Genomic DNA, 14908 nt, shown 5'->3' with positions numbered 1-14908 from the left:
TTGTCCAAAAAGTGGTTTAAAAAACAGCAGTAAGCACAGTCGAAGGTGATTTTAGAGTAATTATTTCAATTATTTCATTGAGATGTATTTTGCTGTTTATTTGTTAATAGATGTAAATGAGTTGTGTTTTGTTGATGATTTAGTATGGGGTAGTGAACATAAAAAATGCTCGAACCTAGCTTTAAACGTATTGCAGATGATAAAACCGAGCATGTATTACATTTAGTAACAATCTAGCTCTTTTAATATTTCATAAGCACTTATATATTTATTTGCATAAGCACTTATGTATTATTTTGAGGCAACAAATGAAACGAACATTAGGCACGACACTTAGACACCTTATAGAACTGTTAGATGGTTCGGTAGAGCAGGTCTACCGTGACTTTGAACTAGATTATAAGCCGCGTTTCACACCTATTATGCGCATGCTTGCAAAAAATGAACTTGCTTCGGTAAGTGAGCTAGCAAAAGAAGTGGGTATAACGCAGCCAGCAGCTACACAAACGGTACAAGCAATGGCAAAAAAGGGCCTTGTAACTATATCTGTGAGCAAAAAAGACAGTCGGCAAAAGCAAATAAGCTTATCGACAAAGGGCCAGTCGATGATGACGCAGCTTGAAAAGTGTTGGCGAGCAACGGCCATTGCTGCTGAATCACTCGACAATGAACTACAAATACCACTGAGTGTTATTGCTGAACAAGCGATTGAAGCATTAGAAAGGCACTCATTCCTAGAACGAATAAAACAAGCACATCAAAAACTAAAGTAACCAAGGGGAACACTATGGAACGCACAATCAATTATGCAAGAAAACCGGGCTTTTTAGCCTCATTACTACTATCGTTACTGACTTTTAGCGGTGTAGCCAAAGCACAATCAGATGCTGAAGCAGCAGAAATAAATTGCGCATCACACCAAGTGCAGCAGAACGTATTAGATGCATTGCAACAGCAGCTAACGAATGGGTATATTTTTCCTAAAAAGGCTGAGCAATTCGCGATTCATATAAAGGCGCAGCAAGCACAAAAGGCATTTGCAAAAATCAATGATTGCGATAGTTTCGCAAATATTATTAATGAGCAATTGATGAAAATTACGGATGATAAACATTTACATGTTGTGTATAGCCCACATCCGATCCCAGATGAAACACCAGAATCTAAAGCTGCATTTGCCGCGCATGAAGCTGAATTTATGAAGTCGCTAAATTATGGTTTTGAAAAAGTACAGCGTTTACCGTTTAATATTGGTTATATCAACTTGTTGTTATTTGCTGAAACAGCCCAAGGCGGGCCTCAACTTGCGTCAGCCATGAATTTACTTAGCTATACTAATGCGCTTATTCTTGATTTAAGAGAAAGTCGCGGTGGCGAACCGGCTATGGTGGATTTAATTACCAGCTACTTTATGGACGAGCGTACTAATACCAGCGATATTTATTACCGTAAAGAAGACCGTCTGGAAAAACGTTTTACTGTCAACCAAGTGAGTGGTAAGCACTATGGACAACAGCGCCCCGTTTATATATTAACTAGTCAAGATACGTTTTCGGCAGCTGAGGATTTAGCCTACACGCTAAAGCATTTGAATCGTGCTGTCATTATTGGTGAAGTCACGGGGGGCGGCGCCCACCCAGGCGATATGATCAAGCTAACAAGTCACTTTGAAAGTTTTATACCAAATGGTCGTTCGATTAATCCAATTACAAAAACTAATTGGGAAGGTGTCGGTGTGCAACCAAATATCAAAACAGCTGCTGATAAGGCGCTTAATGCTGCGCAACAACACATATTAATGAAGTTAAAAGCTAACGAAACAAACCTTGCCCGTGCCGACAGAATGCAAAAGCGCATAGAGCGATTAGCGTTATAAGCAATGCTAAATAGTAAATAAAAAAGGCACTGAGTTTTAAACTCAGTGCCTTTTTTATAGGATGTACTTTTGTGCATCAGCAATTCTTTGTTTTCTGGTGCTATCTGTTTATTAGGTTATTTAACCACTAAACAAGTTTCGCCAAATTAGGTTCCTGCAACATGAGCCATAGTCATACTTGCAGGAAAGATCAGCCGCCATTTTCATTTCTTCACAATGTCGCTGCCCTTGAATTTTCTGCTCTTCTTTCGGTTTGACTAATGACAGTAATAAAAAGTTGTTGCCTAAATAGGTACGCTTAAGTAGTTTGAATAAAAACTCAGTTTTACATTTGCGCTAAATAAATTGTTTATTTTAGATATGACTGAGCAGTTATCTTCAATCGTTACAGGAGGTATACCTTGCTAGATATCGTGGCATTGTTCATCAAAACAAACCAATTTAAAACTTTTCATGAAGCTTCAGTTAAACTTAATATCCCATTGCCAACGTTACAAAGACGCATTAAAAAACTTGAAGACGATTTATCTCTAGCCCTGTTTTATCGTGAGCGAGGTAGTTTAAGGTTAACTGAGCCGGGTAAAAGTTTTTACGCGCATTGTTTGAATCATGTTGAAGATTTACAAAGTATTCTGTGTGATTTTAAGAATATTGGTGAAGATAAGGTAAGTACAATTAAACTGATTGCACCACAGAACTTTATTAAAAGTGTTTACTTCACAGGTTTGATAAGCCGATTCAATACCTTACACCCCAATATAAAGATACATATGCTACTGTCTGATGAGCGATTAGATTTAAAAGCCACCGAGTTCGATTTGGCTATTAGAATTGGCCAGCTCGAAAATTCGCAGTATATGTGTAAGGTGATAAATCAGATGCATTTTGTCATGGCATGCTCATCCACTCTTATTGAGAAATATGGCAAGCCTGCAAACTTTGATGACCTGGCTCATTTTCCACATATTTGTTGCTCACCTTTTGAGAATTGGGGTTTTATCACGCTCACAGGTGAACGCCATGTGTTCCAACCTCATCCAGATTTTGTCTCAAATGACATTGAAATGTGCGCATTAGCTGCAGTTGAAGGGCGCGGAATTTATTACGGTCCCGCTTATTGTGTAAAGCCATTCTTAAACACTAATCGTCTCATAAATGTCCTTGACGATGTTAAGCCTATTAAGCGTGACATTAATTTAATTTGGCCTGATAAATTAATCCCTAAAAGTACGCGTTATTTAATTGATTTTTTGACCTGTTCTTTGAGTGGCATAGATATTTAACGTCGTCAGCCAGGTTTGATTTGCCAACCAAAAAGCTAAATTACAACTAACATTTTTGAAAATTTAACTTTCATTGATGCCTCTATTAATCTGCTTTAGCCATTTTTACTATTCCAAACAGTCCATTATTTCTGATGTTTATAAATACATGGACTGAATTTATATATGACTAAAAAGGAAGTAGTAAATGAAAAAATTATTCGCGTTAATGCTCATTGGCCAAGCAGGTCTTACCCATGCAAACTCTTCGGTTATTTATCTCGATCAAATTCAATATGAAGCGCTAGGCGAAGGTGTTTGCTCTGCTCAAAATAGGCTGATCACCAAAAGTGAAGCTGAGATTTACCGAAATGATATTGTTAAAAAAATGGGTAAATGGCAAATCACAGGTCTTGATGATGGTTGGGTAATTATGGGGCCGGGATATTCAGGTGAAATTAAACGCGGTACAGCGTCAAACTCATGGTGTTACCCGAAAAATCCGATGACTGAAATCCCAACATTAAGCGCTATTAATGTTACTCCGGGCAGCCAAAGTCAAATTGAATGGCAATTGGTAAACCAAAAAGAAGCTTTTATTAAGCCGCTTTCCTATCTTGCTCATTATATGGGTTTTGCTTGGGTGGGAGGTAATCGTTCTAGTTATGTTGGTGAGGATATGGAGGTTACGCGGGCAGGTGATGGCTGGAATATCCGAGGTTATAATGGGGGCAGTTGTTCTGGTTATCGCTGTGGTGAGAAAAGTACCATTAATGTATCTAACTTCGAATACGTAATGGATACCGATTCTTATAAGATTACTGGTGATGTGATTGCGACTGAGAAAGAGTTAATTAGAACGGTCTCTGTGCCAGCAATTAACAATACTTCAGCAGATCAGATGTCGGTTGTAACCATAGAGTACGATACGTCAACAAATTGGTCTAAGACCAACGACTATAGCATTTCTGAATCGGTGACATTATCAAATACTTGGAAATCACCATCGGTGACAGGGGGATCGGATACTTCGCTGTCGGTCACAATCTCGGCAAACCAAGCTTGGGGTGAAAGTAATGGTGGTTCTGAGAGCGAACGTGTTGTTGTGCAGGCGCGTACGAATGTGCCACCATTCACACGTTTAAATGCCAAAGTAGATCTCTTTAAGTCTTCTATCTCATATCCCTATGAATTTGATACTGACATTACCTATGACCTAACAATTAATGGGTTTATGCGATGGAGTGGCAATGGTTTATTAACGCACCCTGATAACCGTCCAAATGAAACAGCTAACTTTGTTATTGGTCGATGGGCAGGGCAAGAGAAAAGTATCCCTTATCAGTGGGAGCACCGAAATATTCCAGGAGAAAACAAAAAGTGGGATTGGCCTTGGATGATAGAACAAACAAGTTTAACAACCATGCAATACTGGTTAAGCCGTGTATTAAGACCAAAGAAAACCACACTAACAGGGCACTTCTATGCGCAAAGCCAATTTGCCGGTAATGTTTACTTTGGAGACGAGGCACCTCTTAATAATGGCGCACGTACTTTTAATACATCGCGTGCTTACGATGCTCGCACCCATCAGGCACTTTTAAAGCAGCAACTAGAAGAAGCAGGCTTTACAAATGTGGTGGTTAAAATTGAAATGAAAGACATTTAATCAAAAGGTCTTTGGGAGTGGTGTTGTTAAGTTTTATTTATTAAGAATAAATTAAATCCATCCCCGAATAATACTTTTGAAAACTCTTAAATAAAAAGGCACTCAGTTTTAAACTCAGTGCCTTTTTAATAACGTATACTTTTGTGCATAAGCAATTCCTTGTTTTCTTGGGTTATCTCTTTATTTGGTTATTTAAACACTAGGTAAGTAGCGCCAATTAATGTTCCAGTTACAAGTGCCATTGTCATACCTGCCGTAATCAGGCTTGCTACAACAAAAGTGGTTAAACCCGCTGTAAATAATAAATCAAATGCGTTTGAAGTGTTCATATCTCTATTCCTATTGTGTGTTAAGTAAAGCATTTTTCGCTTAGGTTATTTATTAAGTCGAAGCAAGGCTTAAAAAGGTTTAAAAAAGAAACAAAAAATTTTGAATTTGTTACATTGAACTGTGAAATGACGATATTTAAACACTGATAAAACAATGGCTTAAATTTTAATATAACAAAAAGTTTTTTGCGCTAAGTTAGCAAAGATTGAAATTAGCTAGATAGTTGAGTTAGAGAGTTTTGTTTTTTTAGCGATGAGCGAGTATTGGAATTTAGTTAGAAATGCGTACCGTTTTAGAAAAGCTGAGCAGCTGATTTATTCAGCTGCTCAAAACGTCTTAATTTAAACCAAGTTCTAACTTATCATTGAATAGAGGATCGTTAGTTTTGACTGATGTCGCTTTACTGCTAGTACGATCTTTTATAGGAATATAATCCTCAGGTAATTGAACAGGCCTTTCATTGGATCTAGTAAACTCAGTTACGCGCTGTGAAATATCCCAGTAAATATGCTCATTTGCGGGTATTTCATTGTCAGGATCTAAGTACGAGCGTTGAAAATCCATGTAATAATGCGTTTTTTGCAATACAACATGCTGATTGTCTGGCTGAGCCGTTAATTGTACATTTTGCCAACGGCGTTCAATATACAAAATACATTCACTATTAGCATTTGTTTCCCAGCTTTCTGAATGACAATGAGCGACATTACCAACGATATCTTCATTGCCTCGGTAACGCCTTAAAACAAGCTCATTATCAATAATACGCCAAAGGCCAACGGATTCAAATATAGCGTAATCTTCAATCTCTCCTGAAGCTGCTGCCGCCCATTGGTAGACATAAAAATAGGATAACGAGCCATCTTCTCTTAATTCATACCATCCGACATTTAACGGGTCTAAGTCTTGAGATTTATTCTCGGAGATATATACCCCAGGTACATTCTCATTAGTCCAAGTTAATGAAGTATCTATTTCATATATTTTACCGATTTCAGGTGACACTTTATTCGATTCAATTACCTCTTGAGTGAATGTCATAACCTTAGCTTGCGCTTCACCTTTATCCTGTAATTTAGCAATTTTAACGTTAAGTTTGTCAGTTGCTAGTTCAAGTTCACCATCATTATTGATAGACCACTCAGTATTTTGCAGCTCGGTATTAAAATCTTTATCAATAACAGATTCGATTGTTGCAGTTTTGCTCGACTCAGCATTAAAGCGAACCTTTGCAGCAGTCATTTCAATTGCTACCGGTGAAGGATCATTTGGAGAGTTATAATGCAGTGGCAAATTTGGCAAAGACATACTAATTATGTAGTCTTTACTTGGTTTTATTGGCGTTAAAACCTCGTTGGTTAGTTTCTTATTTTGAGATAAGGTACTGAAGAATGTTTCTGTTATTTCGTTATTGGTTTCTATTACTTCTTTAGTGAAGATATCTTTGTATTCGATTACAAAACTAACACGCAAGATAGATCGATTATTATCTGTAAATACAGTAGTAATATTATAATTTTTAATGTAGCCAAATGCTTGTACTTGTTCATAAGAGTTTTTAGGATAGATATACTCAATATGATAGAAAATCGGTTCGTCAAACACTATATTTAGGCCTGAATCATTTTGAGTCCAAGTAATCGCGCTTTGTTCTTTTGCCTGTAATGTTATTAACGAACCAGTCCCATTCTCATTAAGTACCAGTTTTCCAAAACCTAAGTAGTAAGGTTTATTAAATTCTAGCTTAACACTTTTTCCAAACGCTTGATCAGTCACTAAAACGTCATGTTCAAGATCATTTAATAAATAACGGTCATAGTTATTGAAAGCATAAAATAGACTCGAAATGGCCTGCTTATTTGTAAAAAGCTGATAAGTATTTTCGAAATTGTCTGGCACAAGTTCAGTTGGTAAATCAATAATATTATCAATCAAATACTTATTCATTGCAGCATAGGTTTTAACGATACCGAAATTTAAGTTATTTAGTGCTAATTGGTATTGTTCAACATTGGCTAAAGCTTGATTACTGTTTTGCTGCACCATTAACGCTGCAACTACGGTACTAAAATGGCTAAGTTTTAAACCAATATGTTCATCAGTTGATAATTTGTTTTCGTGACTTTCTGCAAGTTCAACAACATCATCTATGTTTCCAAGTTCAGAAACTAATTTGATCACACTATTGGTGCTGGAACCTGTTGCTGATAATGTTAATAGTTTGTCTTGGTAGTCATCATCAACATTAATGTTGAGTTGATAACTGCCCACTTCATTGGATTGGGTAGTAAATTGCAGATCACCTAATTGCGCCGTAATATTAGCATTTGCGATTGCCTTACCTGTTGTGATTTCACCAGAGAGGGTAAAGCTGGCAATGATATTTGGTTCGATGGTGAGTGTTATACTTTCAGATGTTTGTGCGCCATCATCATCGGCAACCGTTACCTTAAACGTTAATTCTGTTTTTTCTACAATCGATGGCGCAGAAAATGTCAGCTGATTGCCGGTTGTATTTGATAATTCAACATTAATACCGCTGGTTTGTTGCCATTGGTATGACTGAATTGTGCCATCTGTGTCGGAAGCTGAAGCTGAAATGATGACTTCGGACTTTTCTATAACGGTCTGATTTGTAAGTGATACGCTAGGAGCGATATTTTGAACAATGTTTTCGTTATTGGTGTTTGTGTTTTCTTTTGAGCTACTGCCACCGCCACAGCCAATTAAACTGAGTGCGCTTACAACAAGCAAACAAGATTTGTTGAAATGAATATCCATATAAATGTAATTGCTATTTTAAAAGGGAGGTAATCTTACTTACAAATTTTTTAACTTTGAAGTAAGAGCATTTAATAATATGTTGATTTTGTGATGAATTGTAAACACATAAATGTTCTCAATTTAATTTAGTTTGAACTTAATTCTTGTACAGATTTTCCTCTTACAACAAACAGTTTATCAAACTGGTCTTCATTGATAGTAACGTCTTGGCCTGTCAATAATTTTACAAGCTGGGGTGTGGTGTTGCTGTGCCCCACAATCACGGTATTGCCTTGTAATGTTTTGAGTTGCTTAACCAATGCTGTTAACTGACGCGGGTTATAATGGGTTACTACAATGTCTAATTCTTGACTGAGCGGTTTTACGGTTTCTAATGTGCGATTGTAGTTGGTGCTAAAAATATGCTTAATTTTATTATCTTTTAATATGCTAACAAGATGCTCTGCACGGGCTTGACCCGCTTGAGAAAGGTTCGGATTGATGCCATCGCGTTTCTCAGCGTGACGCAACAAAAATAGCGTGTCAGGTGTTGCGAGCACAGTTTGAGAAAACAATAAACCAACAATAAAAGCTAATAAGCGCATGATAAAAAAGCCTTTTACAACAGGTTGTGAAACAATTTCAGCCACTTTAACTGAGCTTTTTATAAAAGCAAAGGGCGATTTAGTTAAAAATCGCCTCATCGGCAGGGCAATATTGTTGCAAAAATTCATCATGGCTAGGCTGTGCTTCAGCGCATTTTTCAAGTGCACTTCTGCCTGCTGCAAGGCTTTTTGCCAGCGTTTCACTGTTAAGCGCATCTAAGGTTGGGTTGTAGCCATTGGGTATTACTCCCATCCCATCAAACACTGCATACCAGCTGGTGGGTTGGAATAGCTCTTCAACACCTGGGATCAATCCGCCGCTTTGTCTAAAAAACTCAATGCGCTCAGATAGGCTTGCTGGAACTTGTTTTTGTTGCCAATCACGCCAAAACGCTGAGTCGTCGCGTTTTGTGGTGCAGTAGTGCAGCACTAGAAAGTCGCGAATTTCTTGATAATCACCAATAATGCGGCGGTTAAACTCATTTTGTAATACCGCATTTGGCTTTTTGGTTGGAAACATGCGTACAAACAATGCCAGTGATTTAGACACTAAATGAATTGCAGTGGATTCAAGCGGCTCTAAAAACCCCTGTGCAAGACCAAGTGATAGGCAGTTTTTATTCCACACTTTATCGCGCACACCGGTAACAAACGGGATCACTCTTGGCTCAGTCAATGGCTCGCCATCCACATTATCAAGTAAGGTTTGAATAGCTTCTTCATCGGTGATGTATTTATCGCAAAATACATAACCATTACCTGTGCGGTGTTGCAGCGGAATATGCCAACTCCACCCCGCTTTTTGGCCGCGCGAAACGGTATAAGGTTTGGTATTACCTGTGAGTTTGGTTTGCACTGCAACTGCGCGGTTGCAGGGTAAATGCTCGGACCAATCTTGGTATTCGGTATTGAGTGCATTAGCAATCAGTAAGCCCTTAAAGCCTGTACAATCAATAAAAAAGTCGCCGCTTATTGTTTCGCCTGATTTTAATGTGACGGACGATATATTTCCGTCAATCGTTTTGCTAATTGATTCCACGTGGCCAACGGTGCGTTTTACACCAATATTTTCAGAGAATTTACGTAAGTATTGGCCTGCCAGCACCGCATCAAGGTGCAGCGCAAAGCGGGCGCCTGCAAGTGGCGTATTCATCGCTTGATGCGGTACAAAAAAACGATTCTTTTCAGATAATACCGCCTCTGGCGAATAAGCCATTAATGGGGTGTTGTCGCCTTCAGCTTTTTGTTTAAGCCAACATTGGTAAAAATCGTGACCATCAATCTTTTGGCCAACTTCCCCAAAGGGGTGAAAATAGCTGTGTGATTCTTGATACCAGTTTTCAAACTGAATGCCCCATTTAAAACTGGCTTGAGTGGCTTTTATAAACTCAACTAAATCGATGCCTAAGCTTTCAAGGGTATCAATGAGTGGTGGAATCGTGGCTTCACCGACACCAATAATATTGACTTCGTCTGATTCAATCAGCTCAACTTGGGTGTTGCTGTCTTTAAAAATATTGCCAAGCGTTGCTGCAGCAAGCCAACCTGCGGTGCCGCCACCGACAATAACAAACTTTTCAATGGGATTGTGTGTTAACTGCATACCGCTTCCTGTTGCTTGATTGGTTGATAGCCACAGTGCTTTTCTAAAAATTCGCTGTGGGTAGGCGCATTGTTTACTTGGCTTGAAACCATTTCGCGCATTTTAGTTAAATGTTCATTTAAGTAATTGAGCGGCATATTATCTGCGCTTGCTTGGTAGTTTTCGGGTAAAAAATTTAAACCGTGGTAAATAGCCAGCCAACTGTCAGGGCCAAACATTTCCCAAGGCAGACGTTTTAACTCGCCAGTTTTAGCAAAGGTTAGCATTTTCTCTTCGAGTGATGCCGGAATTGCCATATCGCGGTAATACTGCCACATAGGGCTGTCGCTGCGGCCGTTTAACTTATAGTGCAAAATAATAAAGTCACGTACACGCTCATATTCTTGTGCATTCACATCATTAAATTTAGCGACATTGTGTGTTGAGTAATGATTGCTCGTGAAAGTAAGCAAGAGTTTTTCGATTGCTGTTTCAACCAATGCAATGCTGGTGCTCTCTAATGGTTCTAAAAAGCCAGAGCTTAAACCAATGGCGACACAGTTGTTATGCCATGCAGATTTTCGCCGCCCAGGGGTAAAACTAAATTTACGTGGTGGCTGTAAAATGTCGCCATCGATTGATGCAAGCAAACTTTTTTCTGCTTCTTCATGGGAAAGGTATTTGCTGCTGTAAACGTAGCCATTGCCAACGCGATGCTGAAGCGGTATACGCCATTGCCAGCCGCCTTTTTTCGCAATAGCGAGGGTACGGGTGATGGGTTCAGACGTTGCGCTTGTTTGCACTGCGATAGCGCTGTCATTTAATAGCCAGTGGCTCCAATTTTCATATTCAACAGCTTGGTTTTCACCAATTAACAGCGCTTTAAAGCCTGAACAATCAATAAATAAATCTGCGGCGATGCTAGAGCCATCTTCAAAGTGTAATTGGCTAATACTGCCATCAGGGTGATTTTCGATGTTACTGATGGTGTTATCGATATGCTTAACGCCTTTATTGGTTGAATAATCAAACATCAGTTTTGCAAACAAGCTGGCATCAAAATGCAGTGCCCAATCAAAAATTTCTAACTGGTTTTGTGGTTTTATTTTTGGCGTCACAAATTTATTGTGTTTTGCCATTTGCACGCCAAGAGAATAATCAGTTAAATCGCTGTGTGTACCTGCTTGTTCGGCGCGTAACCAATAATGGTGAAATGGGGTGGTGGGTGTGCTTTGCCCGTAAATGCCGAATGGGTGAATAAAGCGCGAGTTTTCACCTGCCCAACCCTGAAATTCAATGCCAAGTTTGCAGCTGCCTTTGGTGGCTTTTAGTACGTCAATATCACTAAGACCTAAGTTTTGATAAAAGCGGCGCAAAGTTGGGATAGTGGCTTCACCGACACCTATGGTGCCAAGTTTACTTGATTCGATGAGGGTAATTTTACAGTGTTTTAGCGGGGCGTGATTAGCAAGGGCTGCAGCTGTCATCCAGCCAGACGTACCGCCGCCAACGATGACGATGGAATTTATTGTTTTTGTCGCTTCTGTCATGGTTCACACTCGTGCTTATACTTCAATACCAATTTGATTAAGTAACTTGATTAAGTAAATAGGCAATTAGTTAATCAAATGGGTATTTGCATTGTATCGTGATGAAACCAAAAGAAAAGACTGCCGCCAAATGACGGCAGTCTTGGGCAGAAAGTGTTAATTCAACCTAAATCCTAATAATTCTAAGGATTAAAATGTTGCCCTAACACCAAGGGTCCAACGCGATTCATACTCGTTACGGAACGCTTTTTGTGAAGAGAATTCAAGGTAAGTTTGTTGAACTTCTTCAGTTATGTTCGAACCGTGTAAGTAAATATCTAGATAATCAGTTGCGTGGTAGGTTGCACTGAAATCAAGTTGTGAATACGTATCTTGGTACAGTGATTGTCCGCCTACTGCACTTGAACCTTGTGTGATTAAGCGCGGGCTACGCGAGTTCCATGCTAAACGCGTTGAGAACTCTTCTTGCTCATACCAAAGCACAAAGTTGTATGTATCTTTTGACATACCAACGAATGGTAAATCGTCGCCATTTACGTCTTTGTTTTGTTGCGAGCTATCACTGTATGTGTAGTTAGCATCGATACCGAAGTTATTAAGAATTGCGATATCAGTGTAGTCGCTCATTGCAGCACGAATACCCACTTCTAGACCGCTTACATCACCACCTTTACCTTGTACTTGCGTACTGAAAGGCCATGGACCACGGCTGATACCATCATCATCTGGCTCATCAATCCAAACGGTACCGCTTTCTGTGAAGCTTTCAATTTCGATGCGGTAAAGTGATAAGAACATCATTGACGCTTCGCCATTATACCACTCAGCTGATAGTGAGTAGTTATCTGAACGCCATGGGTTAAGTGCCGGGTTACCTGTTAGGTTACCATTTACTACGCGTAAACAGTCACACTCACCGTTAATTGCTTTACCAACCGTTTTACCACCGCCCCAACTTGCAAGGTCAAGTGCTTGCATGTTTTTTGCGTATGCACCACGTACAATCACGTCTTCTGTTACATCAGCTGACACGTTTAATGATGGTAGGTAATCTGTATAGCTGCGCTCTGTTACTACGTCGCCAATATCTGGACCTAAACCTGAGTGAGGTAAGTTAGAACCCGCAAGGTTTTGCTTCACGTATAGGTCAGTTTCAACCACTTTAACACCAAAGTTACCGCGGATCATTTCCCACTCAAAGTTGGCTTGTGCAAAGTAGCTGAATTCGTTCAATTTGACATCGAAAGAAGCACCTGCGTTTTCAGTGCGCTGTACATTACCAAATGTGTCTAGGTGGAACTGACGTGGATCGCGGAAGTTACTCGGATCAATCGCCCACATTGTTGGAATGCCTTTTACACTACCGAAGTTAGAAATCTGGCTAACAGTGGTATGTGTATCAAGACGAGTAGGGTTAAGTAATGTGTAAGGCACCCAAGTACCCGCAGTTAAATCACCCACATCTTCTGTTAGGTATTCACCTGCTGCTGGGTTGCCTTCACAGGTATCAACAGTGTGATATTGGTCAACCGCTTTCCACTGTGCGATATCACAGCCATCACCAAATTCAGATGTGTATGTAAATTGGTCATGGTCCACTTTACGTTCCATAAAGCGCACACCAAAATCAACACTCGTGATGAATTCCATGTCGTCAAATTGATAGTTCCATTTCGTGCTGAATGTGTTGATTTCACCTTCGTCGTCTGTATTACCTTCAGACGAGAATGCACCAATGTGGTATGAATCTAAGCTGCCCATGTAATCAGCAACGCTCATTAAGCCTTGGCCGCCATTTACCAGTTGATCAAAACCACTAAATACTGGCGATTCACCACGTGCATCATAACGTAGTAGGAATGAATCATCTTCAATACCGCCTGGTGAGAATTGCGCGTAACAACCACCTTGGTCGCCCACAATGGTATCACCATCGCCACAGTATTCAGCCGGTGTAAACTGACCCGGGCCAGTTACACGAGTCCCTTGATCAATACTCAGTAAATCACCTTCACCATAGCCGTGACGCATGCTTGCATCCGCTTTAGCACGTGTAACACGAACTTGACCTGAAAGCGGGCCACCGTTATTAAAGTTAAGCTCTAAGTTTAAGTTAGTTGAGGTTTCGTAGTTGTTGTTAACCTGAGTGAAGGTTTGTAAACGCCATGGTTGTAAGTAAAAATCATTTACCGCACCCCATGCATTGCCATCTTCATCAGTAAACGTGTCGCCAGTCCAACCTGATTCTGTTGGGAATGCGTAATCGTTGAAAGAGTACCAACGGTTATTTTGTGATAAACCTTGACGCTCGTTAAAACGCTCTTGATCGGTATAGAATGCTTCGAAAACTAGCTCAAAACCTTCACCTAAATCCGCTTGGAAAGCAAATTGGAAACCTTGACGCTCACGTTTTTCTTGCTTATTGAAAGCTGCAAAACCTTGTGGTACTACGTGACGTACATCATTACCTTGTGGGTTTTGACCCCATGTAAAGTTGTTGTTTGCAGCCCCGATACCACCATTTTCAGAGGTATCGAAATAACCGTTGTAGTCTGTAGCTAGGGTTGCTTCTTGTGTTACCGCAGAGAATAAAACACCCCATTTATCAGCATTATAACTGATTAGGCCGTTTAGATTTGGATCTGTTTCATCACTAATAGAGCCCTGTGTCACATCTGCGCTTACGTTTGTTGTCCAACCTTCGCTCATATCGAATGGACGGCGGGTTTTAAGGTCAATCGAACCTGAAATACCTGCGGCAGAACGCTTAGATTCACTTGTTTTATAAACATCAACACCCGAGAAAAGCTGTGCTGGTAAATCACCAAAATCAGCGCCTGATGAGTCGATGGTTGTTGCACTTAAAAATACTTCGCCGTTAAGTGTGCTGTCTACTTGAGGTAAACCACGGATTTGTACCGGACCACCTTCACCTGCAGTACGCTCTACTTGTACACCGGTGATACGTTGCAGTGAATCTGAAATTGTTACATCCGGTAGTTTACCGATGTCTTCTGACGCGATACCGTCAACTTGTGAAGGTGCAAAACGCTTTACATTAATTGATTTAACCGTACTGGCACGAATACCCTTAACCTGGATTACTTCCATTTCAGCTTCAGCAGCTGATTTTTCTTCTGCCATAACATTGTTGGCAAAACCCGCTGAGAGCGCTACAGCGATGGTTGAAGACAACACGCTTCGTTTAAATGTTCTGTTGGACACAGTCTTCCCCTATTAGTGTTTAGTTCTATCAGAATTAGTTCTGAGA

The 14908-nt window shown here is 39.9% G+C and carries 10 protein-coding genes; 4 read left to right on the top strand and 6 right to left on the bottom strand.

The features are described 5' to 3' along the window. The first annotated feature begins 308 nt into the window (after positions 1 to 308). From OM33_RS20390 to OM33_RS20375, 4 genes are all read left to right on the top strand, one after another. Entirely contained in the window at positions 309 to 773 is a 465-nt protein-coding gene (locus OM33_RS20390; protein ID WP_040136344.1) for a MarR family winged helix-turn-helix transcriptional regulator, read from the top strand. A 14-nt stretch (positions 774 to 787) separates the two neighbouring features. After that, positions 788 to 1876 carry a S41 family peptidase gene (locus tag OM33_RS20385; protein ID WP_052141217.1) on the top strand — a complete coding sequence of 363 codons (1089 nt, stop codon included), beginning with the start codon at positions 788 to 790 and terminating at the stop codon, positions 1874 to 1876. 401 nt (positions 1877 to 2277) lie between these two features. After that, on the top strand, positions 2278 to 3159 hold the full coding sequence (locus tag OM33_RS20380) for a LysR family transcriptional regulator (protein WP_040136342.1): 882 nt from the start codon (positions 2278 to 2280) through the stop codon (positions 3157 to 3159). A gap of 187 nt (positions 3160 to 3346) precedes the next feature. Further along, positions 3347 to 4807, top strand: a complete 1461-nt coding sequence (locus OM33_RS20375) for an aerolysin family beta-barrel pore-forming toxin (protein WP_040136341.1) — start codon at positions 3347 to 3349, stop codon at positions 4805 to 4807. A gap of 188 nt (positions 4808 to 4995) precedes the next feature. Here the strand turns inward: OM33_RS20375 and OM33_RS22665 are convergent, their stop codons facing one another. From OM33_RS22665 to OM33_RS20350, 6 genes are all read right to left on the bottom strand, one after another. Then, the gene (locus OM33_RS22665; RefSeq protein ID WP_199922570.1) at positions 4996 to 5136 is read right to left on the bottom strand and encodes a hypothetical protein; all 141 of its coding nucleotides are present in this window, start codon (positions 5134 to 5136) and stop codon (positions 4996 to 4998) included. A gap of 337 nt (positions 5137 to 5473) precedes the next feature. Beyond that, the gene (locus OM33_RS20370; protein ID WP_040136339.1) at positions 5474 to 7918 is read right to left on the bottom strand and encodes a carboxypeptidase-like regulatory domain-containing protein; all 2445 of its coding nucleotides are present in this window, start codon (positions 7916 to 7918) and stop codon (positions 5474 to 5476) included. A gap of 128 nt (positions 7919 to 8046) precedes the next feature. Further along, complete coding sequence (locus tag OM33_RS20365; protein WP_052141283.1) at positions 8047 to 8505, bottom strand: SixA phosphatase family protein; 459 nt, start codon at positions 8503 to 8505, stop codon at positions 8047 to 8049. 79 nt (positions 8506 to 8584) lie between these two features. Continuing rightward, on the bottom strand, positions 8585 to 10108 hold the full coding sequence (locus OM33_RS20360) for a tryptophan halogenase family protein (RefSeq protein ID WP_040136337.1): 1524 nt from the start codon (positions 10106 to 10108) through the stop codon (positions 8585 to 8587). After that, complete coding sequence (locus tag OM33_RS20355) at positions 10099 to 11637, bottom strand: tryptophan halogenase family protein (protein ID WP_040136335.1); 1539 nt, start codon at positions 11635 to 11637, stop codon at positions 10099 to 10101. The genes OM33_RS20360 and OM33_RS20355 overlap by 10 nt, the downstream gene beginning before the upstream one ends. Before the next feature lie 189 nt (positions 11638 to 11826). After that, on the bottom strand, positions 11827 to 14862 hold the full coding sequence (locus OM33_RS20350; protein ID WP_040136333.1) for a TonB-dependent receptor: 3036 nt from the start codon (positions 14860 to 14862) through the stop codon (positions 11827 to 11829). Positions 14863 to 14908 lie beyond the last annotated feature (46 nt).

Source organism: Pseudoalteromonas piratica (genome assembly GCF_000788395.1).
GTDB classification, from domain to species: Bacteria; Pseudomonadota; Gammaproteobacteria; order Enterobacterales; family Alteromonadaceae; genus Pseudoalteromonas; species Pseudoalteromonas piratica.
Note: the sequence above shows the minus strand (reverse complement) of the source record. Positions and strands in the feature narration are given on the sequence as shown.